Source organism: Luteimonas sp. WGS1318, assembly GCF_043187535.1.
GTDB lineage: Bacteria > Pseudomonadota > Gammaproteobacteria > Xanthomonadales > Xanthomonadaceae > Luteimonas.
Genome location: NZ_CP171131.1, coordinates 3,701,316 through 3,727,024 on the forward strand (window position 1 = coordinate 3,701,316; position 25,709 = coordinate 3,727,024).

Here is a 25,709-nt window from a genome sequence, read left to right on the forward strand (position 1 = left end):
CCGCCGTTGCAGTACCTCTCCCACACATTCCCCGCTCCGAACCCGGCCGCGCCGACGCGCGCGGCCTCATCCCGCATCCCCATTCCAGGAGTCACGCATGAATACCTCGTCCCGCATCGCTCTCGTCACCGGCGCCACCCGCGGCATCGGTCTGGAAACCGTGCGTCAGCTCGCCGAAGCCGGCGTGCACACGCTGCTGGCCGGCCGCAATCGCGACAGGGCCGTCGAAGCCGCACTGAAACTGCAGGCCGACGGCCTGCCGGTCGAGGCCATCGCGCTCGACGTCACCGATACCGCGAGCATCGCCGCGGCGGCGAAGACGATCGAAGATCGGCACGGCCGCCTCGACATCCTGGTCAACAACGCCGGCATCATCGCCGACGATGCGCAGCTCGGCGCTGCCGGCCAGTCGATCGACACCTGGCGCACGACGTTCGAGACCAACGTGTTCGGCCTGATCGCCACCACCCAGGCGCTGCTGCCCTTGCTGCACAAGTCCAAGGCCGGCCGCATCGTCAACGTGTCCAGCCTGCTCGGTTCGATCAGCGAGCACCAGAACCCGGCCTCCTTCATCTACGACTTCAAGGGCGTACCGGCCTACAACGTGTCCAAGAGCGCCGTGAACGCGTGGACCGTACATCTGGCGCACGTGCTCAAGGATGCCGGCATCAAGGTCAACACGATCCATCCGGGCTACGTGCGCACCGACATGAACAAGTCGGGCGACGAACAGAACGGCGAACTTGAAGTCGCCGACGGCGCACGCACCAGCGTGCGGCTCGCGCTGATCGACGATGCCGGCCCGACCGGCGGCTACTTCTATCTCGACGAGGTGCTGCCGTGGTGATGCGACCGCTGATCACGGTGCTGGCCGCCGCGCTGCTCGCCGCCTGCGCCGTCGGCCCCGAACACGTACGCCCGTCGATGGCCGTGCCGCAGACCTTCGAAGGCGGCGCTCCAGCGGACGCGACCACCGTCACCAGTACGGCCGCACCCGCGGTCGCAGACACCGCGTTCTGGCAGGCGTTCGGCGATCCGCAGTTGAACGCGCTGGTCGACGACACGCTGCTCGCGAACCACGACCTGCGCATCGCGCTCGCCCGCTATGACCGCGCGAATGCGTTGCTCCGCGGCACGCGCTTCGACCAGCTGCCGACGATCGACGCCAGCGGGACGGCCGCAAGCAATCGCGCGAGTGCCGACCAGGCGCCCGGCGTACCGCGCGACGCACGCGACACCGACAGCTTCGACGTCGGCATCGGCGCGAGCTGGGAACTCGACCTGTTCGGCCGCGTGCGCCGGGGCGTCGAGGCCGGGCGTGCCGAGGTCGCCGCGAGCGCGGACGATCTGCGTGCGTTGCAGGTGGCGATCGTCGGCGAGGTGGCCACCGCGTATCTCGATCTGCGCGGCCTGCAGGAGCGGCTGCGCGTGGCGACCGAGAATGCCGGCAACCAGCAGCAGACGCTGGCCCTGGTCGAAGCGCGGCGCGAGGCCGGCCAGGACAGCGACTTCGACACCGCCCGCGCATCGGCGCAGGCGGCGACGACGTCGGCGCGCATTCCTGCGCTCGAAGCCGAGATCCGGGTCGCGATCCATCGCATCGCGGTCCTGAGCGGACGCACGCCGGACGCCTTGCAGGCCGCCCTGTCGCCTGCGGCCGCGTTGCCCCGGGTACCGCGCACGATCGATCCGGGCACGCCCGGCGATCTGCTGCGCCTGCGGCCCGACGTCGCCGCAGCCGAACATCGTTTGCACGCTGCCACCGCGCGCATCGGCGTCGCCACCGCCGACCTGTTTCCGCGGTTCACGCTCGGCGGTCTGATCGGCAGCCAGGCCGGCGACATCGGCCGGCTGTTCGAACGCGACAGCGAGACCCGGTTCGTCGCACTCGGCATCGACTGGTCGTTCCTCGACATCGGCCGCGTGCGCGCACGCATCGCCGCGGCCGACGCCGATGCCGAGCTGGAGCTGGCGCGCTACCAGCAGACCGTGCTGCGCGCGCTCGAAGACACCGCCAATGCGCTGGCGCGGTTCGACCGCGCGCATGACGAGGACGTGGAACTCGAGCGCGCGGCCCGCGACAGCGCACGCGCCGCCACGCTCGCGCGGATGCGGTTCGACGCCGGTGCCACCGGCCTGCTCGACGTGCTCGATGCCGAGCGCACCCAGTTGCAGGCCGAGGACGCGTTCGCCGCCAGTCGCACGCGGACCGTCACCCATGCGGTGTCGCTGTACCGTGCGCTGTCCGGTGGCTGGCCGCAGACGCTGCCGCAACAGGAGCTGCTGGAGGGCTACGTCTCGGGGCTGTGAGTCCGCCGATCGCTGCCGACACGACGGGCCCGATGGGCCGCGCCCGTCGTCGGCTGCGCGTCTGCCCTGTGGCTTACGACGCCGCGCACCGGCGATTGCAGTGGCCTTGCCCACACGCTCGGCGGTGCGTCGCCCGCGGCGTCCGCCTACAACGCGGGCGCGACCGGCGCATGGGCGGGGGCATGAGCGGGCGCCTGATTCGGGACATCGCGCGTCTGCAGCTCCAGCGCGTCGCGCCCACGCTGCAGCCAGGCCTGGCCGGCATCGCTCGCGAGTTCGGTCCGCAGGCGCTCGGCGATCGCGGCGCCGTCATCGCGCGTCGCGGCCGACAGCAGGTCGCGCGCGAGCGCGCTGGTGTCGTGCGCGGCGGCATCCGGCGCTGCGCGTACCGGCACGGTGCCCTGGACAGGGCCGATCTGCACGCGCTGCCAGTCCAGCGTCGCCGCCATCGCCTCGTTGCGCGGCATCGCATCGCGGCAGTCGATCCGGCACAGCGCGGGCGGCGCCAGCAGATCCTGCATCGCGCGCGCACTGTTCCGGTCGAAGATCGAGGTGCCGTAGATCGCCGAGTGCTGCTCCGAGCGATGGATCACATAGCGGTCGGGATCGTCGGGCAACGCCCGCTTCTCCAACGGTGGCGGCCGGATCAATGCATTGGCGTAGTCGATCGCGAGATTTCCGCTCAGAACACCCAGCCCGTCCCGACGATAGCCGCCGCCGACATCGCTGTGAGCGCCGGCGACGCTGACATTGAGAAAGCGCCCATCCGCGGTCTGGCCGGGATCCGTGATCAAGGTGCCCTGGAACAGATTGCGACGCTCGTCCAATGCGGTGATCTGGAACGCGGACACGACGGATTCCGCGAGCCGCCGATCGTGCTGGCGCGGTGTGCCGGTGCCGACCGGGTCAAGCAGCACAGCCGCCTGGACGACCGTGCCGGGCTCACGCATGGGAGGATTGGGGTAGACGACCTGGCCGATGATCAGGCCATCCGCATTGCGTTTGAAGACCGCATCCGTCGGATCCTGGATGCCCCGGTCTTCCACCAGCCGGGTAAAGCCGGCTGCCTGTTCCGCGCCGCGGCTGAAGCCGGTGGCGAAGATGCGGATGTCGGCATCCGGGTTCTCGACCAGCCATTTCCGGGCTTGAGTCACAAACTGCAGATACATGTCCTCGATGCGTGCTTGATAGCTGCTTCCGGATGCAGCATCTATCAGCCCGCTGACACCGCCCTGCGTTCCCGGGCCTGCGACGTATCCGGCATGGATCGGGACGAAGCCCAGTCGATCTTCTGCATCGCGTGCATAGCTGCGGAACTGCTCGTCGACCAGGGCGATGTTGGTCAGTTTCTCCGGATCTCGCTTGCTGTTTCCTGTCCCATCGAATGAGGCAACAAACAGACGCTGCTCCAAATTGCGTTCATCCAACAGGACAGGCGCACTGAAGTTGGCCAGCGACGTTTCGGCGTTGTCGAAGAGCGACAGCTGATCCCGTGAAACCGGATCAGCGCGCACCCCGTCCGGATGTCGATTCCCACCCATCGTCCACCTCCATGTGGGTCAGATCAGTACGTCCGGCTCCATGCCAGTACGGGTTCGCTCCTGAAATTGCTGTGCGGATTCCCCTGGATACGCGCTTGTTTCAAAGAGATGAATGCATTCATGTAGACATTGATCGTCCGATCGTTGATCTCCATGATGACGTCGGGGTTGATCATGGGCGTGCGCTCTGAAGCCTCATGACGTGGCGTGTTATGGACGACCAGCTCGTCCTTGAAGATCTCGCCGATGTCGACTTCCGCTTCAAGCGCAGTCCCATCCAGACTCTTCCACCTCACCACAGCCGGCGGCGGAAAGTTTCGGATCATCAGATGGTTTGCAGTCTTCGCTTTGAGTGAATTGGGATGCACATCCTCCAGGCGCGGACGCGGCCCGCTGGTATGCGGCCGATCGGCGTACAGCACTGTGCACTCCTGCACGGCATAAGGCGCGATTCCAAAGTTGTGCCGCATGAAGCGCAGCGGCCACTCGCGCACATCGCCCTCCACACTTGCCGCAGAAGTTGACGGAGCCTCGCCCGATGTCGTCGCCATACTCTGGCACCCTGTGGTTGTCAGTGCAGACGCAACGATCGCAACCGCGAGCGTGCGCTGGGTGAGGCAGCTAGATAAGTGCCCGGGCCTGAGGACCATTGCCGTGCTCCTGCGCTGAGTCCATCCAACTCCGTGCGGCGTCGTGCTTCTGACAAGCACCTCTGGACGCGCGCCGGATTGAGGACACAGGATGCCTCAGCTGAGCTTGCCGGGGAATCGGAGATCACCGCGCGATGATGTGGGCAGGCCACGCAGCATTGCAGCACGAAGCACGTCGTTCACACCTTCAACCGCGCAAGGAGATTGTTCCAGGCTTGGGGATGTAGGGATGCGCCGAGGCCCCGCGACCCGGGCGGACCGGATGTATTCGGGTGTGGGCGGTGTACCGCGGGCACCAGTCAACGAAGGAGCACCTGGAATCACTGACGCGGCGCGCCATCACGTCTGTGATGGCGCGTTAAGTGGATCCGCGTTTTTGGCACGCAAGAGAGTGGTTTATAGAGCCGCAATCCGAATGGCACCAACAGCCGGCTCAACCGCCCAACAGCACCCGGTTCATCCGCTGCACGAACGCAGCCGGGTCCGGCAGCGGCGCGCCGGCGGCGATCTCGGCCTGCTCCAGCAGCAGTGTCGAAAGATCGGTCGCCTTCGCATCATCCGTTTCGCTGTCGATCCGCTGCAGCAGCGCGTGCTGCGGGTTGATCTCGAGCGTCGGCTTGCTGTCCGGCACGGCCTGGCCCGCTTCGCGCAGCAGGCGCGCGAGATGCGGGGCCATCTCGTAGTCGGCGAGGGCCAGGCACGACGGCGAGTCCGTCAGGCGCGCGGACACGCGCACATCGCCGACGCGATCGCCGAGCAGGATCTTGATGCGTTCGACCAGGGGTGCGGCGGCGGTCGCGGCTTCGGCCTGCTTCGCCTTGTCGGCTTCGTCGAGCGGCAGTTCGCCCTTGGCGACGTTCCTCATCGACTTGCCGGCGTACTCGTGCAGGCTGCCGAGCATCCACTCGTCGATGCGGTCGAACATCAGCAGCACCTCGATGTCCTTCGCGCGGAAGGCCTCGAGCTGCGGGCTGCCGGCGGCGGCCTTGTGACCATCGGCGGTGATGTACCAGATGGTGTCCTGGCCGACCGGCATGCGGCCGACGTAGTCGTCGAGCGACACGGTCTGCGAGGCGCCCTCGCCCTTGGTCGATGCGAAGCGGAGGAGCTTGGCGATGCGCTCGCGGTTGGTCGCGTCCTCGACGATGCCTTCCTTCAGCGTGTTGCCGAAGGCCTTGTAGAACGCGGTGAACTTCTCGGGCTCGTCGCGCGCGAGCTTCTCGATCAGATCGAGCACGCGCTTCACGCACGCGCCCTTGATGCGGTCGAGCTGGCGGTTGTGCTGCAGCAGTTCGCGGCTGACGTTGAGCGGCAGGTCGTCGGCATCGACGACGCCGCGCACGAAGCGCAGGTAGTTCGGCAACAGCTCTTCGGCGGCATCCATGACGAACACGCGCTTGATGTAGAGCTTCAGCCCCTTGCGCTCGTCGCGTCCGCCCATCATCAGGTCGAACGGCGGCTGCGACGGCAGATACAGCAGCGTGGTGAAGCTCTGGCTGCCCTCGACGCGGTTGTGGGTCCACGCGGCGGCATCGTTGAAATCGTGGCCGAGCGCCTTGTAGAAGTTCTGGTATTCCTCGTCGCTGATCTCCGACTTCGGCCGGGTCCACAGCGCGGACGCGTCGTTCGCGGTTTCCCACTCCGGCGCGGCGTCGGCCTTGGCGGTGTCTTCGCCCTCGGCCGGCATCGGCGCGTCCTTGGGCATGCGGATCGGGAACGCGACGTGGTCGGAATACTTGGTGACCAGCGAGCGCAGCTTCCAGCCGTCGAGGAATTCGTCCTCGTCCGCCTTGAGGTGCAGGATCACCGTGGTGCCGCGCTCGGGCAGGGTGACGGTGTCCAGCGAATACTCGCCGCGGCCGTCGCTCTCCCACTTCACGCCGGCCTCGGGCGCTGCGGCCGCATGACGCGTCAGCACGGTCACGCGGTCGGCGACGACGAACGCCGAGTAGAAACCCACGCCGAACTGGCCGATCAGACGCGCATCGGCCTTCTGCTCGCCGCTCATTGCTTCGAGGAAGCGGCGCGTGCCGGAGCTGGCGATGGTGCCGATGTTGGCGACCACGTCGTCGCGATTCATACCGATGCCGGTGTCGCGGATCGTCACCGTGCGCGCCGCCTTGTCCCAGCTGACGTCGATGTGCAGCTCGCCCTCACCGCCCAGCAGGTCGGGATTGGCGATCGACTCGAAGCGCAGCTTGTCGCAGGCGTCGGAGGCGTTGGAGATCAGCTCGCGCAGGAAAATCTCCTTGTGCGAGTACAGCGAGTGCGTGACCAGGTGCAGGACCTGGGCGACTTCGGCTTCGAACTTGCGGGTTTCGGTGCTCGTGGTCATGGCGGTTTCAGCGGATGGCCTTGGACAGGCGCTGGACATGCGGGCCCGCCGCCCGTTTTCAAGCCATGACCAGTGCCGCGGCGCCGCTCAGACCCACGCGATCCATTGCCGCAGCACCGCCTGCACGGCTCCGGCACGGGCCTCGAGGTCGGCGCGATCGGTGAAGGCGACCAGGGCGCGGTCGGGCGCACGCCAGACCAGCAGCCCAGCGGGGTCGTCGATCGCCAGCCCGCCCGCGGGCACGCTGCGGGCGCGCGCGCCGAGGTGCAGGACCAGGCCGATGCCGGTCTTCGCCCGCAGGTGGGTGGTGGCGAAGTACACGGTGGTGCGCCAGCTCGGCGCGTTCCACTTGATGCCTTCGGCGACCGTGGGATCGACGCCGAGCACCAGCGCACGCAGGCGCTGCACGGCGTCGGCATGCGGATGGTCGAGCGTTGCCATGAACGCATCGACGGCGACCGACGTATCGGCCGGCGTGCTGTGCGGAATGCGGGTCGTGGGCATCGCGCGCTCCTGCGGAACGGCTCGCCAGTGTGCCCGGCCGGGTGTCGGCGCGGCGTGCGGCCGCCTACAGCGGCCAGACCAGCAGCAACATCGGGATCGACACCGCGAGTACCAGCAGCTGCACCGGCAGGCCCAGGCGCCAGTAGTCGCCGAAGCGGAAGCCGCCGGGGCCGAGGATCAGCGTGTTGTTCTGGTGCCCGATCGGCGTGAGGAAGGCACAGGAGGCGCCGACCGCGACGGCCATCAGGTACGGATCGGCGTTGACTCCCAGCGTGGTCGCCGCGCCGATGGCGATCGGGCACATCACCGCCGCGGTCGCGGCGTTGTTCATCAGGTCCGAGAGCGTCATCGTCACCACGAGGATCAGCGCCAGGCCGATCACCGGGTGGCCCTGGCCGACGGTTTCGAACAGCACGCGTGCGATCAGCTCCGCGGTGCCGGTCGATTCCATCGCGCCGGCGACCGGGATCAGCGCGGCCAGCAGCACGACGACCGGCCAGTCGATGGCGGTATAGACGTCCCGCGGCGGCACGGTGCGCAGGGCCATCGAGACGACCACGCCGGCGGCGAACGCGACGGCGGCCGGCAGCAGGCCCGAGGCGGTGGCGACGATGGCGCCGAGCATGATCAGCGACGCGGTGAGTGCCTTGCGCCGGTCGGGCATGCGCAGCGCACGTTCGGCCAGCGGCACGCCGCCGAATTCAGCGGCGAATCCGGAAATGGCGGCCTGCGTGCCCTGCACCAGCAGCAGGTCGCCGTCCTGGAACACCTGCGTGCGCAGACGCCGGCGCGAGCGGTGGCCGGCGCGCGAGATCGCCAGCACGTTGATGCTGTAGCGCGCGCGCAGACCCAGATCCGTGGCCGAACGGCCGGCCAGCCCCGAGCCCGGCAGCACCGCGATTTCCTGCAGCACCACCTCGGCATGCGGGGTGCGGGCCGGATCGGATTTCTCATCCGATTCCGATTTGCCGGCCTCCGTCTCGCTGGTCCGTGCGTTGCGCCGGGTGGTCCGGGCGGCGGATGCAGGCGGCGCGGCGTCACTCCGGTCGTCGGCGGCCGCCGCGTCGCCCTCGTCGGAGACGTCGTCCGCGTCGTCCGCCTCCGTGTCGTCCTCATGGCGCACGTCTTCTTCCAGACGCACGCCGAGGCTGCTCAGCACCTCACCGAGGGTATCGGCGTCGGCCTCGACAACCAGCACATCGCCCGCGCGGACCACGCGCGACGGATTGGGTGCATGCACGCGCAGCTCCGCCTGCACCATGCCGATGACCTGGGCATCGAAGGTTTCGAGCATCGCCTCGATCTCGCGCACCGTCTTGCCCACCGCGCGCGCGCCCTCGGGCACTCGCAACTCGGTGAGGTAGGCGCCGGGATCGAAGCCTTCGACCGCCGCCTCGCGGCGCACCGGCACGAGCTTCCAGCCGCCGAGCACCAGCAGCAGCACACCCGCCACCGCGACGGCCGCGCCGACCGGCGTGTAATCGAACATCGAGAACGGTGCGCCGCCGGCCCCCTGCCGGAAGCCGGACACGATGAGATTGGGCGGCGTGCCGATCAGCGTGGTCATGCCACCGAGGATCGACCCGAAGGCCAGCGGCATCAGCACCTGGCCGGGCGCGAGCGCCTGCTTGCGCGCGATCTGGATCGCCACCGGCATCAGCAGCGCCAACGCGCCGACGTTGTTCATGAAGGCCGACAGCAGCGCTGCCAGGCCGGTCAAGGCGGCGATCGACAGCATGGGGCCGGCCTTGCCCGGCAGCACCAGGCGGGTCAGCGCATCGACCGCGCCCGAGGTCTGCAGGCCGCGGCTGAGCACCAGCACGCAGGCCACGGTGATCACCGCCGGATGGCCGAACCCGGCGAACGCGTCACCCGCGGCGACCAGCCCCACGGCGACACAGGCCAGCAGCGATGCGCCCGCCACCACGTCGTGCCGCCAGCGGCCCCACAGAAACAGCCCCACCGTGCAGGCGAGGATGACGAGGATCAGGATCTGGTCGGTCTGCATCGAAACGTCCGGCGGGTGCTGCGCGCAGCCTACGGACTCGCCGCATGGATGTCGTCATCGGGCGCCGTGATGCGCGGCGCGACGCGGGCCGCCGGGGTCACTCCAGCGGACGCGCGCGGCGACCGGCGGCCATGCTTTCGAACACGCCGTCGCGGCGCACCCAGGCGTGATACAGCGCCGCGGCCAGGTGCAGCAGGATCACCGCCAACAGCGCGCGGGCCAGCCACGCATGGGCGGCGCGCAGCACGCTGTAGACGGCGGGATCGTGCGGCGCGATCGTCGGCAGATGCAGATCGCCCCACACCACCACCGGATTGCCGGCCGCCGACACCATGGCCCAGCCGATCAGCGGCATCGCCAGCATCAGCGCATAGAGCGCGACGTGGGACGCGTGCGCGGCCGCGCGTTGCCAGCGGGGCAGATCGCGCGGCAGCTCGGGGGTGCGACGCCGCAGGCGATGAACCAGCCGCACGATCGCCAGCACCAGCAGCGCGATGCCGATCGGCCGGTGCAGCGCGAGCAGCGTGGGGCGCAGCGTGATCGACGCCACCATCGCCACACCGACGAACAGCATCGCCAGGATCAGCGCGGCCATGCTCCAGTGCAGCAGCCGGGCGAAGGCATCGTGGCGATCGGGCGCGGCGCTCATCGCGTGCTCTCCTGCGGCGGCGTGCCGTCGACGTCGGCACCGCGTGCGACCTCACGCTCGCGGCGGTCGAAGGACTGCGCGTACACGGCCGCGCGCGCGGCGAGGATCGGATCGTCCGACAGCGCGACGCCGCCCGGCACGATCGTGGGATCGAAGTTGAGATCACGGCACGCGCCGGTCGCCTGGTCCTGCGCGCCGGTGAGCACCACGGTGCCGGCGATCACCTGCGTGCGGTCGTCCGGCCACGGCGTGCTCGGATCGGACGGGTCGTCGCCGGGGCCGGCCACGGTGACCACCATGTCCCAGCGCACCGGGCCCTCGGCGAGCCGTGCGCGCAGTTCGTCCTGCAGGTAGTCGCCCTCGGCCGCCTCGCGCTGCGCGGCGGTCATCTCGACGAACGGCGCCTGCGGGCGCATCGACCAGCGCACCAGCTGTTCACCGCGATCACCGGTGAAGCGGTAGGCGTGGATGCCGTTGTACGGCGTGTTGGCGAAACTGTCGGACCACGGCGCCGACTTCGCCCACGCCGCGAAGCGCTGCGCGGCCGGATGCGCCGCGGCGAACGCGGCCATGCGCGCCGGATCGGGCTTGCCGGTGGCCGGGTCGGCAGCCGATGCCTGGGTCTGCGCGAAGAACGCCTCGGCCGAGGCCGCGCCGAAGAACGGAAAGCTGTTCATCGCCATGCGCCACTCGCTGCCGTCGCCGCCGCGCAGCACCAGCGCCATGCTGCGCACGCGTGCCTGGGCGTCGAGCCCGTAGGGCGAGCCGCCGCCGATCGACATCCGTCCGATCAGCGGCGTGCGCGCGTCGGCGAACACCCGGGCCCGGCTCAGGGCCGCGCCGTCCGGGGTGCCTTCGAAATGGCCGACGACGCACAGGCCCTTCGCATGGGCGCGGCGGAAGCCCGGATACGGCGTCGTCGAGGTGGCTTCGATCGCGTCGGTCATGCGCGCCGGCGTGAGCCGGTCGGGCGTCAGCCAGCCAGCGGTCCAGGCGAACGCGCCGCCGACGGACGCGACGATCGCCGCGATCGCGAGATAGGCGCCGGTGCGACGGCGGGGTGCGGATTCGTGCGGCATCGGCGCGGCTCGTGGCGGAACGCCGGCGAGCGTACGCCGGATGCGTGACCCGGCGGGTGAAGGGCGCACCGAGGTGCGCCGGCGGGCACGCGGGTTACTGCAGTTGGATCTGCGCCGCGTCGGTCACACGCACATGGGTCTGGTAGTAGTACTTGCCGGTCGGCTGGCCGGCCGTGGTGAAGTCGATCCGGACGCGCCTCGCCGAGCCCCGCACCAGGATGCGCTTGCGATCGAGCGCGACCGCCAGCGGTTCGCCCAACCGCAGGGCCAGCTGCTGTGCCGCCGCGGGCGTGAGGGCGACCGTCAGGTTGCGCTGGTCGCGGTAGTCGGCCTCGGAGTTGAGATAGATCTCGCCGCCCTGTTCGCCGGTCGCCTGGACCTGCATCGAGAACAGTCCGGGTACGTCACGTGGTGCAGCGTCAGCGGCGAGCTGGATCGCCTGGGCGGGTTGCAACCATCGCGCCTGGTCACTGGACGTGCCGCCGCTGACGCAGCCGGTCACGAGCAGCGTGGCGAACAATGCGGTCAAGTATTTCGGAATCATCTGTCGTCCTTGATTGTGTCGAAACGGTCTGATGGCGTGCGCGTCCGGGCGGTGCCCCTACGCTGCGTCCAGCTTGCATGGCACGGGCAGCGCGCCGCCCGTGCGGTCAGGCGGACCGCGATGACATCGCGATCCGTGTCCTTCGGTCAAGGCTGGTAGCACGCGCCCGAGGGATCGACTTCGATCTGGATCAGGTCGCCACCGGCGCCGCCCCAGACGTTGCCGCCGGTGAAGATCAGGCAGCCTTCGCCGCGGAACAGCGCCTGCAGGCGCGTGGCGTCGTTGCCGAAGTAGAACGGAATCCAGCGCTTGCCCGATTCGTAGGTATGAAAACGGTCCGGCGCGCGGTCCATCAGTTCCTGCACGTCCTGCATCGACATGCCGATCTGCAGCTGCGCGAACTTGCTGTCCTCGGCCGGCGTACCGACGATCTCGCCGGTGAACGAGCCGTCCTGCGACTGCACCTCGCGCGTCTGGCCGTCATTCGCCGCCGACGTGCCGACCGCCCCCAATGCCAGCGCCAGCGCGGCGCCGATTCCCCGAAGTTTCATTGCAATCCCCTTGCATGCGTCGCCGGAATGACGACGGCGGGGCATGCTAGCAGGCGGCAGGCCCACGCCTGCGCGCGCGCCGATGCGCCACTTCGCGCGAGGTGTCGCTCGTGGGGCGTCCTGATACCGGGATCTCCACACGCCGGTGTGCCAGTGGGCTTGCAGGCGATCCGCGCCGGTTGCAGCGGCGTGCGCCCGTCAGGCCAGCTGGGTGCCCACCCACCAGGTCGTGCCGCCCGCGTCGGTGAACCCGCCGCGCCGGTCGCCGTCGTCGCCCTGCACGGGCGCTTTCACCGGTGTTGCGCCAGCGTTGATCGCGCGCGCGTAGGTGGCGTCGACATCCGGCACGTAGACATGCACGTGGGCCGGCACCGCCGGCCAGCCGGGCATGGCGTCACCGAGCATCACCACGGTGTCGTCGATCCGCACCTCGGCGTGGGCAAGCCGGCCGTGATCGCCGGGGTACACGCGCAGCGGCGCCGCGTCGAAGACGGCGACGAGAAAGTCGAGCGTGGCCTGGGCGCCGTCGACGACGAGATACGGGGCGACGGACGGATAGGTATCGGGCTTGAACGGCACGGTCGTACTCCGCGATGCGCGCCCCGCGATGGTGTGCCGGAGACACCGTCGCCGCGCGAGGTTCGGATGCTAGCGCACGTGCGCGACCCGTCCCCGGGTGCGCACGACCGTCCGTCGGCGGATCCGCGCGGCTGACGGGCGGCCGTGTCCCGGCGCGGAACACGGCGCAACACCGGGGCTACACTGCGCGCCCGGGGAACCGACGGGATCGCGGACGACCGCGACGGGGGACGGATGCGCTGGAGCGTAGGGGTCGCGCTGCTGCTGCTGATGGCGGTGGGGCTGTGCGTGGAGGCCGGGGCCGCCGCGCCGAGCGCGCATGTCTCGGTGCTGCCCGGCGGTCCCGACAGTGGCGACATCGACGCCGTCCGCCGCGCACAGGGCTGGATCGACGCCGGCGATGCCCTGCGTCGCCGTGACGACGCGCGCTGGTGGCGGGTCGACATCACGGCCGGTGCGGCGTCCGCGCCGACCGCCGCGTCGGAAGACTGGATCGTCTCGATCCGCGAGGCCTACGACGCCCGCCTGGTGGCGTATGCGCCGCCCGACTACCGGCCGCGCCCGCTGGCGACCTTCGACCCCACGGTCACCCAGATCGGCTCGCGCCATCGCCTGACGGTCGCCGTGCCCGCCGATGCGCTCGACGCGCCCGTCTTCATCGAGCTGGTCGCCTCACGCCAACAGCCGATGCGCGTGAACGCGCAGCCATTGCAGGCCTATCTCACCGAGGACTACGGCCGCGTGCGTTTCAGCAGTGCGGTGCTGAGCGCGCAGCTGCTGCTGGTCACGGTGGCGACGATCTTCGCGTTCGCGCTCCGTCGCTGGATGCTGCTGCTGTTCTGCGTCTGGGTACTGTCGACGGCCGCGTATCTGGTCGTCATGCGCGGTGAGGTGGTGGCCCTCGCGCCGTGGTTTCCACCCGAACACGCGATGCGGGTGGCCGGGCTCGGCATCAGTCTCGGACTGCTGTCGGCGTACGCGTTCCTGTACGTGCTGCTGCAGGTGTCACGGCGGTTCCCCCGTATCGCCCGCGCCTATCGCCTCATCCTGTTGAGCTGTGTCGCGCTGCTGGTGCTGATTCCCTTCGTCCCGGTCCTGACGATCGGGCCGGCCTTCGTGAACACGCTGCTGCTCGCACTCGGCCTGACGACACTCGGCATCGGCCTGATGCGTGCGATTGCCGGCGATCGCGAGGCGCTGTATTTCCTCATCGGCTGGGGCCTGGTGTCGGTGGTTGCAATGACGCGCGCGGTCTACTTCATGCGCCATGCCGGTACGCCCGAGTGGCTGGAATACCTGCATCCGGCCACCGATGCGTTCGGCGCCCTGATCCTGGTGCTGGCCACCGCGCGCGCGGCACGCTACGCCGAACGCGAGATGGTCTCCGCGCGGCAGAGTGCGATGACCGATCCGCTCACCGGCCTGCCCAACCGGGCGCAGCTCGATGTCGGCGTCGCGCAGCTGATGCAGGCCGCGGCAGCGCGCGAGGATGCGCTCGCGGTGCTGTTCGTCGATCTGGACCATTTCAAGCAGGTCAACGACCGCTTCGGCCACGACGTCGGCGACGCCTGCCTGCACGCGATGGCCGGCATTTTGCGCCGCCACGTGCGCGCCACCGATCTCGTCGCACGCTACGGCGGCGAGGAATTCGTACTGGTGCTCGACGGCGCCGACGCGGCGTCGGCGGTGCGCGCGGCCGAATCCCTGCGCGCGGCGGTCGAGGCCGATGGCCGCCAGGTCGGCGGGTCGACCGTCGGCCTGACCGTCTCGATCGGCGTGGCCACGTGGGATCCCGGCGACGACGTCGCCAGCCTGTTCAAGCGCGCCGACACCGCGCTGTACCGGGCCAAGCACGCGGGCCGCAACTGCGTGGTCCTCGGCAGCGCCGACACCCTCCACCCCAGCCTGGAACCCGCATGACCCCCTTCGTCGATCCCGCCACGCTGCGCCCCGGTGACGTGCTGCTGATGCGCGGCATCGGCCCGGTGTCCGATCTGATCGCCTGGTTCGGCGATTCCACCTACAGCCATGCGGCGGTGATGGTGGACGACGCCCACTTCGTCGAAGCCGCCGCGCCGGTCTCGCGCCGCGTGCGGCTGGCCGACCGCCTCACCCAGGGCGCGTACTACGACTTCATCGACGTGCTGCGGCCGACGCGCGGCAGCGGCGAACCGCTGGACGACAGCGCGCGTGCGGCGATCGCCGAGGGCGCGACCGCGTGCCTCGACGTGCCCTACCCGCTCGACGCGCTGCTGCAGATGGCCGTCTTCGCCGGCTTGCGCAACCGCATTCCCGCCGATGCCGGCGTGCGCTGGCTGCTGCGCGAGCTTATCGACCATCTGATCGCCGACGATCCCTCGCACATGGTGTGCAGCGAGCTCGTCTACCGCGCGTTTCTCGCCGCGGATCTGCCGCCGGCGCTGATCGTCAGCGCGCAGCTCGACCTGCCGTTTCCGACGATCGACGTCGCCGAACTGATCCGCGAATGGCGCGAGGCCAGCGGCAAGACGCACGCCGCGCTGACCGCCCCGTCGCCGGAGACCACGATGCTCACGAGCGAGGACGCATTGAACGCAGCCTTCGCCCGCCTGCGGGCCACGCGCACCACCGCCGCGGCCACACTCGGCATGCCGCCGGTGCTGCGGCCCAGCCCGCGCGACGTGCTGCCGGTGGATCTGGAAACCAGCCCGCAGCTGCGCCGTCTGGGGCGTCTGCCGTTGACGGTGCCGGCCTGACCGGGCGACACGGCGTGCGAAGCAGGTGCAGCGGATCGCTCAGCGCTTCAGCCCCGCAACAACTTCCGCCACGTTGAGCCCCAGCTCCAGCTGCAGGCGCACATACTCGCGTTCCTTGCGCGAGAGGCTGCGGCCCATCTCGATGCGCACGTCTTCGGCCTGCAGGATGCGCATGATCCGCGGCAGGGCCGAGCCGATGGCGTCGGGGCCGTAGCCGGCCTCGCGGAGGGCGGCGCGGAGAAGGGTTTCGGGGTCCATGACGGGTCCAGGTCGGTCGGGGCGTCATTGTGCGCCAGACGTCGAATCCCGGACCTCGCCTCCGCCGATGCTGCGCGGTTCGAACACGTGGCGAGTCGCGCGTGGCGAACGCCCGCGCTGCATCCGGACGCTCGCCCCGCCCATGACGTATGGGCATTGCAAGCGCCGCCGCCGCGCGTTGATCCTCGTCGGCACCCCGTATCGATGGATCGACGATGGATGCCCACGCCCCTCCAACCCCGGCGCCCGCGCGGCGCGACCCGATCCGGCGCTGGACGGCGCTGCCGGTCATCGCGGTCTTCCTGTGGCTGGACCTGTTCCATCTCGACCTGTTCCGCGCCGTGGCCGGCGACTGGACCGGCGCGGCGCGCACGGCCGCGCTGGTCGCGCTGGCCTACCTGCCGCACTGGATCGTCGCGCTGGGCCTGGCCGCGGTGCTCACCCGTCCACGCGACGCGCTGCGCCTCCTCGGCCTCGACGGCCGACCGCTGCGCGCGCTGCTGCTCGGTCTGCTGGTCACCGCGCCGATGGTGCTGGCCCTCGCCCTGAAGGCGCCATTGACCTGGACCGCCGACACGCCGCACGCGCTCATGCGCCATGCGCTGCTGCCCGGCTTCGGCGAAGAACTGTTGTACCGCGGCCTGCTGTTCGGGCTGCTGGTCCGGCTCGCGGGCTGGGGCTTCCTGCCGGCTGCGCTCACCGGCGCCGTGGTGTTCGGCGCGGCGCATCTGTCGCAGGGCGGCAGTCCGATCGAGGCGGCCGGCATCGCCGCCCTCACCGCACTGGGCGGCCTGTGGTTCGCGTGGCTCTATATCGAATGGGACTTCGACCTGTGGGTGCCGGCGGCGCTGCACATCCTGATGAATGCGTGGTGGGTGCTGTTCCCGGTTGCCGACAACGCGCTCGGCCCCGTGTGGGCCGTCGCGGTGCGACTGCTCGTCATCGCGCTGTCGATCGTCGTGACCGTGCGGTTCGCGACACGACGCGGCGGGCGACGTGTGCGCGGACGCGGCTGGTTCGCGCTCCGCTCCGGCTGAGCGCACGCGCCAGCCGCCGAAGCCGACGGAGTGGCCCCGGTATGCTGGCCCGTCATCCGCACCCGGTGACCGCCATCCCCATGCCCCTGTTTTTCCGTCTGTTCGCCCCTCCACGTGGCCGCCATGCGGCGCTCCTGCTCGCGCTCGCCCTCAGCGGCGGCGCACAGGCCGACACCCGCAGCGCTTGCGCGCTGGTGGACTGGCGCGTCGAGGACGCTCGCATGCAGCGCCTCGAGGCCACGCCGTCATCGGCCGGCTGCCGTATCGACGGCGTCGCGCCCACCGCCGACATCGCCCGCCTGCAACAGCGCGTGCTGGCGCTGGTGGCCGAAGCGAACTGCGCGGCGGTCGCGTCGCCGGGCGCTGTCGACGGCAACGCGCGCACGGGCTACGGCTTCACATTGACGCTGGCCCCGCCTGCCGGCGGTGGCGTGTGCCTGCAACCGCCGGAGACCCCACCGGCCGAGCCACAGGCGGGGGTCGACATGCAATCGCGCCACGAACTTCCGCCGGTTCCTCCGGACACGGCGCGTGCGGCCGGACAACACGGTGTCGCGATGGTCGTCGTGCTCGTCGATGCGGACGAAGTGCCCGTCGCCAGCCTCATCGCGCGCAGCACCGGGGTGCCGGCGCTGGACGCGGCCGCCCTCGAAGCCAGCCAGCGCTGGACATACGGTCGGCACGAGATGCCGCGTGCGCCCGGCATCGGACTGGTGCGGGTGCCGGTGCCGTTCGACGCGGACTGACGCACGCGCAGTGCCGGCACGTCCGCAGGCGATGCCGGTGCGACACGGCGTGCATGCCCGGGCATGACACGCGGCCGGTCTCCCATCCGCGCGCGCGCAGGCCTGCGACCTGCGTGCGTGCGGGGCGGGCCCGCGGTGGGCGCGGCGATCACCGATCGGCCCTGACCGGGGCGCGGGGAGCACCTGCTGGCGATCAGACCGACCACGCCGGGATGCAGGCCGGCATCAGCGCCCACATGCAGCGGACGTCGATGCCGGTGCATGACGCGAGCACTGCCCACCCGCCTACCCGCCGCCGCCGATGCGAGGCGGCGCGGGCGTGATGCCTCAGCTCTGCGACCAGACCGCGAGTTCGTAACCGTCCGGGTCGGTGAAATGGAAACGGCGACCGCCCGGGAACGCGAAGACCGGGCGCGTGATGCGGCCGCCGGCCTCAGTGACGGCGGCTTCGCTGGCGGCCAGATCGTCGGACGCCAGCACCACGAGCGCGCCGCCGGGCCTGGGTTCGCCGTGGAAGAACCCGCCGCTCAGACGGCCGTCGCGGAACTCGCAGTAGTCCGGGCCGTAGTCCTGGAACGTCCAGCCGAAGGCCGCGCCGTAGAAGCGCCGGGCGACGTCGATCGAGGCGACGGCGTATTCGAGATAGTCGATGCGATGCGGAGCGTCGGCGCGGGTCATAGCGGTACCTGGCGGGGAGACGCGGACATTGTCGGGCGGCCTGCGGCCGCTGGCTTGCAGAAATCGGACAGACGCCACGCCCGGCCGGAATTCAGCCGCGGTGTTCGCGCATCAGCGCCGTCGGCGTGAGGCCGGTGAGCCGCCGCACGTCGTGAGCCAGATGGGTGGCATCGGCATAGCCGGCATCGAGCGCGGCCATGGTCAACGTGCCGGCGTCGGGGGCCAGCGCCAGCAGGCGCTGCAGCCGCAACACCCGGTCGAGCACCTTGGGCCCGTAGCCGAACGCCTGCAGGCAATGGCGATGCAGGCTGCGCGTGCTGATGCCGAGCGTTTGCGCCAGCGCGGGCAGGCGCGCCGGCTGCGTGCCGGACAACTGCGCGAACAGCCAGGCCATCGGCGGATCGGGCGTCACCGCGATCGGCGCCACTGCCGTGAGCAGGGTGCGCATCGGGTCCGCGCCGTCGACCAGGCGTTGCTGCAATTCGCCGCCACGTGGGCCGAGCACGACATCGGCCTCGACGCGCTGGTCGGCGAGCGTGTGCATCGACATACCGAGCAGGCGATGGGCCACGCCGGGCGCGAGGCGAAGCCCCGTGAGCTGCGCGCCACCCGAAAGCGTCACCGTGACCGCCTGCTGGTCCGGCCCGGCGACGAACAGGCGCGCCCCGTCCCAGATCAGATCGACGCAGCCGTCCGGCAACACGCGCGTCGTCGACGCCGGGCCCGCATCGGCCCGATAGGACCAGACGCGCCGGATACGATCCCGCAGCACCGCCGGCGGGCACGCTTCGCGATAAGGAGACGGCGGTGGCGGGCCGGGCATGGGGCGATGATGGCATCGCTGCGCGCGCCCGCGGTGCGATCCTGCAGATCCGTGCCGAACGTCAGGCCTACCCGGCCGGCACCGTGCTTCGGCATCCGGACCACAGGGATGCGTTCGGCTGGTCTGTTCTCGATAAGGTCCGGGACAGCGAGCGGTGCTTCACATCCGCGTGTTGCATCCGCTACCACACGATTGCTGCGTCGACCTTGGTCGACTGCCCCCCGGATCAAACCCGGAGGGCGCGAGGTCAAGTGGACACGCGGGGCACCTCGTCAGTGCCCTGCATTCGTCCCGTTCCACCCGCCGGCGAGCCGCCCGGGGTCCGCTCTCCGTTTTCACCGCGGAGAGTCGGGTAACGCCCCGTGTTCCGACCGCCACCGCGCGGACCCTGCGGGAGCAGTCAGGGCTGGGACTCGGCGGGATTGAAGCGGTTCCTCAGCGCGGTTTCGAACGCATCGCGCGACCGTTCACCCACCATCTGCACGGCTTCGGCATCCCTGCAGACGCGGATCGGCCGGTTGGTGCCCACGGGCTTTTCCCGCGTGCAGATCTGCTTCGGCTCTTCCGCCGGCGCCGGCTTCTGCGCAACCTCCTCGGCAAAGGCGACGTGAGTGGCGATCAGCGCCGTGGCGCACAACACGATCCTCTTCATGGCTTCCTCCAGGAAAAGATTTCACCGACCCCACCAAACTGCACGGATTCGGCGCGAGGCCCTGACATCGGGCGTTCTGCAAAATCGAGGGGGCTGTCCTGACTCCCACTGCGGACAGTGAAAGAGCGGACAGCGTCCGGGTGATTCGTCAGGCGATACACCGGGAATGCGTCGCCCACGAAGGCCGTCCCGGTTTCTCGCCCGGTTATGTCTAACACTCCGTGCGGTCGGCGTCCATCCAGGCCATGGTCTGCGCGCGGACGCGGCCGCGACAATCGTGATCGTCGTTCGGTTCCCGGCGGCGTGCGTGCGACGGAACGTAGGCATTCGACAGGCGGGTGCATCGCATCGGGTCCCCGTCGCACCACCGGCCCTACCCCGCTACCGCAGCCGCCGCTGCGCGGCGCAGGCCTCGATCAGGTGCGCCAGACGGCTTGCACGGGTTTCAGGGCGCTTGGCACTGATCACCCAGTGCAGCACCACATTGCGATATCCCGGCGGTGTGCCTTCGAAGTAATGCCAGGCCGCCGCCTCGCGCTTGAATGCACGCGTTTCGTCCGCCGCCAGTGCCGCCGGCTGCGCGCGTTCGAACGCATACACGCCGGATTTCTCGGCGGTGCGCGCCGCATACGCGGCCAGCCCCGCGGGCTGCATGCGCTGCTGCGCGATCAGCGCTTCGACCTTGGCCAGGTTGACCCGGCTCCAGATCGACCCCGGTCGGCGCGGCGTGAAGCGGATCTGGTAGGACGCCGCATCGATGCGCCGGCGCACGCCGTCGATCCAGCCGTAGGCCAGCGCCTCGTCCACCGATTCCGGCCACGTCATGCTCGGCCGGCCGGCGCCCACCTTGTGGAAGCCGACGTGCAGCTCGCTGGCGCGTGCATGGTGCTCGGCCAGCCACGCACGGAAGTCGGCTGCAGTCTCGAAGAAGCGGATCGACGACATGGTGCACTCGGATTCGCGTTGGCGTGGTGGGCGGGCATGCCGGCGTTGCCCGGAGCCCCCGGGCGCGCATGGCGTTACCCCTGGCGGGACGAGGACACGCCCGCGTCGGTCGCTTCACGCGCGGGCGTGACCGGTCATTGCCGGAGAATCTTCTCCATCGGCCGGCCTTTCGCAAGCTCGTCGACCAGCTTGTCCAGCTGGCGGATCTTGCGCATCAGCGGGTCCTCGACATCCCCCGCACCTCGCACAGTTGATGCAGGGCGCGACGCTTCCACAGCAATTAAGTGAACCTGACCCCGTTATCCGATGATTGATTCAAGCAACTTGTCCGTCTCACACTAGAGGCGGCAAGTCGCAGCGCTGGCGCATCGATCAACCGGTCCTCATCTCAAAACAACAGCGAACGACGATAGGCACGCGCGATCTGCCTGGGTATATCTAACACTCTGCGAAAACCACGTCCAATCGCACCCAGCTGAACATTGCAATGTTCTTGATTTCCTGCCGGACGATTCGCGATGGCGGAAATGCGCCGCCGGTACAACTGGGCTGCAGCTGTCGGTCGCTCACGCGTGATGCCCCGACCGCGGAATTTCTAGACGATTGGTGCGGGTCGCATTGCGATCCGACACTTCGCTGAATGGAGGAAGCCCAGAATACTGCCCGATGGCCACCGCCTCTTCAAAGCGCAAAAGCGCAAGTGTTTCGCTTAAGGATCTGGTCGGGCAATGCGCCGCGTCGTTCACCTGCTATCACTACGCACTCGCGACACCACATCATCGTGCCGCGCGTCGATCCTGTAGTGACTGTCGTTGTGCAGCAGCTCGCCGTCGTGGATGAGGTAGTGACCGCGATTGAGGCTGGTCATCCCGGGCTGCGGGACACCCCGGCCCTCGGTCTGGGCCTCGTACGGCATACGCGTGAATGTCGCGAAGAACCGTTTGCCGGTTTGTGCGTCGAGTCCGCCGGAGACCACGCAGCCCTGACGCGCATTGCAGAACGGACCCGCGGTGTAGAACCCCGCAGCGAACCGCGTGCGGAACGTCTGACCCGTTACGCAATCGCCCGCGTGGCAATGCATGGCCGTCCAGACCATCGTGCCGTCCATGCCGTCGGCGCCGCTTTCGAAGCGAAACGCATCGAGCCGAGCATCGGCAACCACATCGGCGTCACGCATGTGGCCGACGATTTCGGCGGCGTCGACGATGCGGTAGGGATACGGTTCGGGTGCCACGGTCTGCGCAGGCCCGACCGCGTGCATGCAGCCGGCCAATACCAACGAAAGTAATACCAGCATGCTGGCTTGACGCGCGAGGCGCTGCCGGCGCGGCGCGGCGAACTCACTCACGGTCGCCGGCCATGTACTGCCCGTTTACCAGAATCTGCGCCTTGACGCGCAGCCGCGCGACGATCCGCACCTCGATCAGATCACTGGACGGATCGCCGTGCACCAGTCGCGCGGACAGCCACGGCATCCAGACCGGTGCGAACAGACCCGCATTGCGGTCGCGGCAATCGCCGTCGATGTACAGGCGCGTGCCCCCGGTCCACGAGTTGACCACGCGGACCTCATGTCCGTTCACGCGGGTGCGCCATTCCTTCTGCGGCATTGCTTGCTCCGTCTGCAGATGTCGCCGAACACTGTTGCGCATGCGGCGTACACGATTCAACAAGACGGCCGCGAGCGTCTTCGCGGGTGCGTTCGCGCGGCCAAGCGCTCATATCGAGTGCGCAACTGCTTGATCAGCCCGGGCGAAGATCTAGGCGAGAAGCGGATCTGTCTCCCTCAGCCTCTCAATCAAGCTCGCCCGACGCTATCGTCTGCCTGTCGACCAGACTTTCCACCAAGGCTTCTTGCTGTCCCGTCGAGTTGATTCGGGCGTGGTATCAGGTCGGGGCATGGGCGACGCTAACAGCGAAGCGCGACCCGGCGTCAGCATGTGGTGGATGCCGGCCGCTTTCAGCTTGCCGTGCAGGATCTGCCTGCCCTCGGCGCGTGCCTCGACGACATAGGCCAGCTCGTCCGGCGTCAGAATCTGGACCGCTGCGAAGATGACCTCTCCGCCGGGAAACTCGACAGTCTTCGAGATCTGCGGATGCTCAACGCCGATCATGATGCCGACCTCGCCAGCTTCGTTCTGATACGCGTGCAGACCGCAGTCGTCCGCGTACAACCCCATTGTGATGACCCCATGCGTCCTCACGAATTCGGCCATCCGACCAGCACGCCGCCTGCTGCGCGGTGGCGTAGACAAGCTGGAACAGATCGGTCTGTGAGACTTCGCCGCCGATCAGGTCTTGTGTCTCCGCATAGATCTCGATGCCGAAGCCGGTATTCGGTTCGTCGATGTCATCGAACGGATCCGAGAGTCCATTGGAGGCGACGATCGTGTTCGAACCCCGGCGAATGACGCTGAACGCCTGTCGCAGCGCAGGCCACATCGGTCCGCCCATGAAGGCGGGGTTGATTGCATGCGCGATGACATCGCGGGCTCCACGTGGCCTAAAGACGCGTAGAACGCGTCTCGGGCGGCGCAGGTTGCGTCGAACATCTCCTCCGTCATTCCAGGGGACCTCTCGTGTCTACAGAATCAGTCGGGGCGGTCAGGTGAGCCTGGTACGCACCCCCGGTAGCAGGATCGATTCGACGCAACGGTCAACTGTGGTTACCTCGAAGGATCGTAGGCCTGCCTGCTCGCATCCCAGTGCAGCGCATGGTCCTCGACAGCGACATTCCAGTCACAGCCGCGCAGCGCGGCGCGAATTTCCGACAGACACGCGCACCAGTGCTGCAGCCCGATCCAGAGTGCGTCTTCCTCGTTGTCGGGGAGCTTCGTCGATCCGGAGAACACCGTGGCTTTCCTGAAAAGCCCTGCAGACTCGGCGTTCAAAGTGAAATGGAAGGACTCCCAGTTGAGTCCTTGGCCGGTGGCGAGGAGGCGCTCGATCTTGTCGTCGACGGAATACCGGCTGACGATCGCGGAGACAGCGGCTTGCTCTGTCGCATCGACGGCTGATCTGCGTTTCGCGGTGGAGTAGATGGAGATCGACAAGGTGCCTCCCGGGCAACCGGTATTTGATCGACAGCGCTACGACCTGACATGCGAAACGCAGCGACGCCAACACACGCAGCTGTAGTCCGCGAGACGACCTGGATCAGATGTCTCTCGCGGCGTCGTCCCGTTGCGTGATTCGCCAACGCATGAGCGCGCAGACGGCACGATAACCTTATGTGTGGAGCGCCTGCGTCACTCCGATCGCAAGACCGGCAGAGAGCAGCCAGATCGCGCCGCGCTTGAGCAGCGCCGTATCGAGGGTGCCTGCAGTGGCCATCTGATTGGGCCCGAAGCCCACAACGAACGCGTGCGCCGGCAGCGCCACGGCCAAGAGGAAGGCGACGATCATCAGCATGGTGTCGTCCGCCAGTCGCAGCCAGAACGCCGACATCGCGGCGCCTGCGACGATGCCTGCAAGGGCGGCCGTGATGGGGGTGGGCGTCAGTTTCAAGGTATCCGGACCACTCGCTTCAGAACCGCAAGTCTAAGGGAACGCATCTTCTGCATTCGCAATCGCGTACGATTCGGGTCTCGAGGACTGGCGCCTGCGTCCATCTTCCGTCGCGACGATGAGAAGTAGTGAATCCGGCGCTGCAGTCCCGGCACGCGAATCTCATCTACGTGTCGAGTGCTGTAGCGGCCGCGTCAGAAAAGCAGCGTGCCGATGACAAAGACGGCTGGAATGGAGAGCAAGCCGTAAGCCACCAGGGTTGCGCGATAGGCCGACGTGTGCGGAACAAGTCGCTTACCCCAGGCCCGCATCGCCAACGCAACCACCACCAGCGCCGGGAGAAAGAGCAGTGCCGACAGGTATCCGGCGCTCCCTTCGAACGTCGATGCGTCCGCGATGTAGGGGACGAAAAACGCGATCGCACCTGCCACTGTCACCGCGGCCAGCACTGCACAACATCGATGTAGGGCACTTGCTTTCATAGGGCTCGTGTACATGACGGAGCGCCGCGCCTTTCGCAGTTGATGCCCAGCGCGACGCTTACACAGGAATGAGTGAACCTGACCCCGTTATCCGCGAATCAGTCCGATCCGCGCATCAGAATTAGCCTCTCACCATCATCGTCTGCGCACGCGAATCTCAGGCCAAACGCGTTGCACTTGCAGAAGACAACGATCAAGTTTGCGTACGGCCGCCGGCGGCACTGCCGCGTCACCTTCGCTGAGAAATGTCACGATCGCTTGACCCACTTCGCCCAGGAACTCCGACGAAGTTGTGTAGGCGACCGAGGCTTTCGCTTCCAGCGCATCTGCTGGATCAACAATCCCAGCTGACCGTGCTTCTGCGATCGCACCATGAAGAAGCAGATTGAAGTCTTCCAGTTGAATCGCCATCGTCTCTCCGGCGCACCTCGCAAAAAACCGATCTGAATTGCAGCAACGCAGACAAAGTCATCAGAAGCGACTTCGATTAACTCGAAGCTACATCACTCTGATTGTTCGAAGAGGAGAGAAATCATGCAGGTGGATCCGACGCTCCTCAACGCGAATTTTCTGCTGCAAGCGTGTGCAAGGAATTGAACCTAGCGCCGCTATCACCTCACGCATCGACTATCACTCGTTCCACACGAAGAGCTTCGGCTCGCTTTCACCGAGAATCACGCACAGGGTCGCGAGGACTAGAAGAAATAGGGCCGGCGCGGGCAGTATCAGCACCGCTGCGTTCTCGTGCCCGAAGGCAATCAGAGAGAGTCGAAGATCATGGATCGACTGCAGGGTCACGAGTACGGCCGTAAGTCCTCCCACGGTCGGCATCGGCAGTCCACCGTGACCCCCGAGCACAAGCGTCGGACAAAGCAGGGCAATCAGTGCCGATAGCTTCAACCGATATGCCAGCGGATGTCCGGGGTAGTGCCTTCGCCGCTTGACCAGCACGATCAATGCGCGCAGGCATGCGAGCGAAGCCAAGAGCCCGAGCACGACAGCCAAGACAACAAGATTCATGTTCCTCCCCAAGCGCATATTAGTCACACGATTATCATGCGCGGCGTCTTGCGCCCACCAATGCGATGACGTAAAC

General features: G+C 68.3%; 30 protein-coding genes. 6 read left to right on the forward strand and 24 right to left on the reverse strand.

Translation table 11 applies throughout. The features are described from left to right. The first annotated feature begins 97 nt into the window (after window positions 1–97). A complete protein-coding gene (locus ACF3M1_RS16910) occupies window positions 98–847 on the forward strand; it encodes an SDR family oxidoreductase (protein WP_394002637.1) in 750 nt (249 codons plus the stop codon). Further along, entirely contained in the window at window positions 847–2,310 is a 1,464-nt protein-coding gene (locus tag ACF3M1_RS16915; protein ID WP_394002638.1) for an efflux transporter outer membrane subunit, read from the forward strand. Before ACF3M1_RS16910 ends, ACF3M1_RS16915 begins: the two co-directional genes overlap by 1 nt. A 146-nt stretch (window positions 2,311–2,456) precedes the next feature. On the opposite strand, the gene ACF3M1_RS16920 is transcribed toward ACF3M1_RS16915, so the two are convergent. The 10 genes from ACF3M1_RS16920 to ACF3M1_RS16965 form a co-directional block, all read right to left on the reverse strand. Further along, a complete protein-coding gene (locus tag ACF3M1_RS16920; RefSeq protein ID WP_394002640.1) occupies window positions 2,457–3,851 on the reverse strand; it encodes a T6SS phospholipase effector Tle1-like catalytic domain-containing protein in 1,395 nt (464 codons plus the stop codon). A gap of 23 nt (window positions 3,852–3,874) precedes the next feature. Continuing rightward, window positions 3,875–4,402 (reverse strand): hypothetical protein, encoded by a 528-nt coding sequence (locus ACF3M1_RS16925; protein ID WP_394002642.1) that lies wholly within the window; start codon window positions 4,400–4,402, stop codon window positions 3,875–3,877. 532 nt (window positions 4,403–4,934) lie between these two features. Further along, window positions 4,935–6,836: a molecular chaperone HtpG gene (gene htpG, locus ACF3M1_RS16930; RefSeq protein ID WP_394002643.1), complete on the reverse strand. Its 1,902-nt coding sequence runs from the start codon at window positions 6,834–6,836 to the stop codon at window positions 4,935–4,937. An 87-nt stretch (window positions 6,837–6,923) separates the two neighbouring features. Beyond that, entirely contained in the window at window positions 6,924–7,340 is a 417-nt protein-coding gene (locus ACF3M1_RS16935; RefSeq protein WP_394002645.1) for a DUF1801 domain-containing protein, read from the reverse strand. Window positions 7,341–7,404: 64 nt separating this feature from the next. After that, window positions 7,405–9,348 carry an SLC13 family permease gene (locus tag ACF3M1_RS16940; protein WP_394002647.1) on the reverse strand — a complete coding sequence of 648 codons (1,944 nt, stop codon included), beginning with the start codon at window positions 9,346–9,348 and terminating at the stop codon, window positions 7,405–7,407. A 97-nt stretch (window positions 9,349–9,445) separates the two neighbouring features. Next, entirely contained in the window at window positions 9,446–9,997 is a 552-nt protein-coding gene (locus tag ACF3M1_RS16945) for a cytochrome b (RefSeq protein ID WP_394002649.1), read from the reverse strand. Then, window positions 9,994–11,076: a catalase family peroxidase gene (locus ACF3M1_RS16950; protein ID WP_394002651.1), complete on the reverse strand. Its 1,083-nt coding sequence runs from the start codon at window positions 11,074–11,076 to the stop codon at window positions 9,994–9,996. Before ACF3M1_RS16950 ends, ACF3M1_RS16945 begins: the two co-directional genes overlap by 4 nt. Before the next feature lie 94 nt (window positions 11,077–11,170). After that, a complete protein-coding gene (locus ACF3M1_RS16955; protein ID WP_394002653.1) occupies window positions 11,171–11,620 on the reverse strand; it encodes a hypothetical protein in 450 nt (149 codons plus the stop codon). A gap of 146 nt (window positions 11,621–11,766) precedes the next feature. Beyond that, entirely contained in the window at window positions 11,767–12,171 is a 405-nt protein-coding gene (locus tag ACF3M1_RS16960; protein ID WP_394002655.1) for a hypothetical protein, read from the reverse strand. A 198-nt stretch (window positions 12,172–12,369) separates the two neighbouring features. Further along, window positions 12,370–12,750, reverse strand: a complete 381-nt coding sequence (locus tag ACF3M1_RS16965; RefSeq protein WP_394002657.1) for a VOC family protein — start codon at window positions 12,748–12,750, stop codon at window positions 12,370–12,372. Between the two features lie 234 nt (window positions 12,751–12,984). Between ACF3M1_RS16965 and ACF3M1_RS16970 the strand changes: the two genes are divergently transcribed. Both ACF3M1_RS16970 and ACF3M1_RS16975 read left to right on the forward strand, forming a co-directional pair. Beyond that, window positions 12,985–14,670 (forward strand): diguanylate cyclase, encoded by a 1,686-nt coding sequence (locus tag ACF3M1_RS16970; protein WP_394002659.1) that lies wholly within the window; start codon window positions 12,985–12,987, stop codon window positions 14,668–14,670. Next, window positions 14,667–15,485: a hypothetical protein gene (locus tag ACF3M1_RS16975; protein ID WP_394002661.1), complete on the forward strand. Its 819-nt coding sequence runs from the start codon at window positions 14,667–14,669 to the stop codon at window positions 15,483–15,485. Before ACF3M1_RS16970 ends, ACF3M1_RS16975 begins: the two co-directional genes overlap by 4 nt. A gap of 39 nt (window positions 15,486–15,524) precedes the next feature. Here the strand turns inward: ACF3M1_RS16975 and ACF3M1_RS16980 are convergent, their stop codons facing one another. After that, window positions 15,525–15,743 carry a polyprenyl synthetase gene (locus tag ACF3M1_RS16980; RefSeq protein WP_394002663.1) on the reverse strand — a complete coding sequence of 73 codons (219 nt, stop codon included), beginning with the start codon at window positions 15,741–15,743 and terminating at the stop codon, window positions 15,525–15,527. A 215-nt stretch (window positions 15,744–15,958) separates the two neighbouring features. Between ACF3M1_RS16980 and ACF3M1_RS16985 the strand changes: the two genes are divergently transcribed. Then, complete coding sequence (locus ACF3M1_RS16985; protein ID WP_394002665.1) at window positions 15,959–16,780, forward strand: CPBP family intramembrane glutamic endopeptidase; 822 nt, start codon at window positions 15,959–15,961, stop codon at window positions 16,778–16,780. An 80-nt stretch (window positions 16,781–16,860) separates the two neighbouring features. Further along, a complete protein-coding gene (locus ACF3M1_RS16990; RefSeq protein WP_394002667.1) occupies window positions 16,861–17,526 on the forward strand; it encodes a TonB family protein in 666 nt (221 codons plus the stop codon). Window positions 17,527–17,853: 327 nt separating this feature from the next. On the opposite strand, the gene ACF3M1_RS16995 is transcribed toward ACF3M1_RS16990, so the two are convergent. The 13 genes from ACF3M1_RS16995 to ACF3M1_RS17055 form a co-directional block, all read right to left on the reverse strand. Further along, complete coding sequence (locus ACF3M1_RS16995) at window positions 17,854–18,204, reverse strand: VOC family protein (RefSeq protein WP_394002668.1); 351 nt, start codon at window positions 18,202–18,204, stop codon at window positions 17,854–17,856. A gap of 91 nt (window positions 18,205–18,295) precedes the next feature. After that, window positions 18,296–19,027, reverse strand: coding sequence for a DUF6597 domain-containing transcriptional factor (locus tag ACF3M1_RS17000; protein WP_394002670.1), 732 nt, complete (start codon window positions 19,025–19,027; stop codon window positions 18,296–18,298). 400 nt (window positions 19,028–19,427) lie between these two features. Continuing rightward, window positions 19,428–19,679: a hypothetical protein gene (locus tag ACF3M1_RS17005; protein WP_394002672.1), complete on the reverse strand. Its 252-nt coding sequence runs from the start codon at window positions 19,677–19,679 to the stop codon at window positions 19,428–19,430. A gap of 381 nt (window positions 19,680–20,060) precedes the next feature. Further along, entirely contained in the window at window positions 20,061–20,624 is a 564-nt protein-coding gene (locus tag ACF3M1_RS17010) for a YdeI family protein (protein ID WP_394002674.1), read from the reverse strand. Between the two features lie 134 nt (window positions 20,625–20,758). Beyond that, window positions 20,759–20,839: a DUF2200 family protein gene (locus ACF3M1_RS17015; protein WP_394005312.1), complete on the reverse strand. Its 81-nt coding sequence runs from the start codon at window positions 20,837–20,839 to the stop codon at window positions 20,759–20,761. 527 nt (window positions 20,840–21,366) lie between these two features. Continuing rightward, window positions 21,367–21,972 carry a hypothetical protein gene (locus tag ACF3M1_RS17020; protein WP_394002676.1) on the reverse strand — a complete coding sequence of 202 codons (606 nt, stop codon included), beginning with the start codon at window positions 21,970–21,972 and terminating at the stop codon, window positions 21,367–21,369. Then, window positions 21,965–22,234 (reverse strand): hypothetical protein, encoded by a 270-nt coding sequence (locus ACF3M1_RS17025; protein WP_394002678.1) that lies wholly within the window; start codon window positions 22,232–22,234, stop codon window positions 21,965–21,967. Before ACF3M1_RS17025 ends, ACF3M1_RS17020 begins: the two co-directional genes overlap by 8 nt. Before the next feature lie 204 nt (window positions 22,235–22,438). Then, on the reverse strand, window positions 22,439–22,840 hold the full coding sequence (locus ACF3M1_RS17030; RefSeq protein ID WP_394002680.1) for a hypothetical protein: 402 nt from the start codon (window positions 22,838–22,840) through the stop codon (window positions 22,439–22,441). 450 nt (window positions 22,841–23,290) lie between these two features. Beyond that, a complete protein-coding gene (locus tag ACF3M1_RS17035; RefSeq protein WP_394002681.1) occupies window positions 23,291–23,677 on the reverse strand; it encodes a hypothetical protein in 387 nt (128 codons plus the stop codon). A gap of 175 nt (window positions 23,678–23,852) precedes the next feature. Beyond that, the gene (locus tag ACF3M1_RS17040) at window positions 23,853–24,131 is read right to left on the reverse strand and encodes a hypothetical protein (protein WP_394002683.1); all 279 of its coding nucleotides are present in this window, start codon (window positions 24,129–24,131) and stop codon (window positions 23,853–23,855) included. 194 nt (window positions 24,132–24,325) lie between these two features. Further along, entirely contained in the window at window positions 24,326–24,580 is a 255-nt protein-coding gene (locus ACF3M1_RS17045; RefSeq protein WP_394002685.1) for a hypothetical protein, read from the reverse strand. A 168-nt stretch (window positions 24,581–24,748) separates the two neighbouring features. Next, window positions 24,749–25,024, reverse strand: a complete 276-nt coding sequence (locus ACF3M1_RS17050) for a hypothetical protein (RefSeq protein WP_394002687.1) — start codon at window positions 25,022–25,024, stop codon at window positions 24,749–24,751. 219 nt (window positions 25,025–25,243) lie between these two features. Beyond that, on the reverse strand, window positions 25,244–25,633 hold the full coding sequence (locus tag ACF3M1_RS17055) for a hypothetical protein (protein WP_394002689.1): 390 nt from the start codon (window positions 25,631–25,633) through the stop codon (window positions 25,244–25,246). Between the last annotated feature and the right edge of the window lie 76 nt (window positions 25,634–25,709).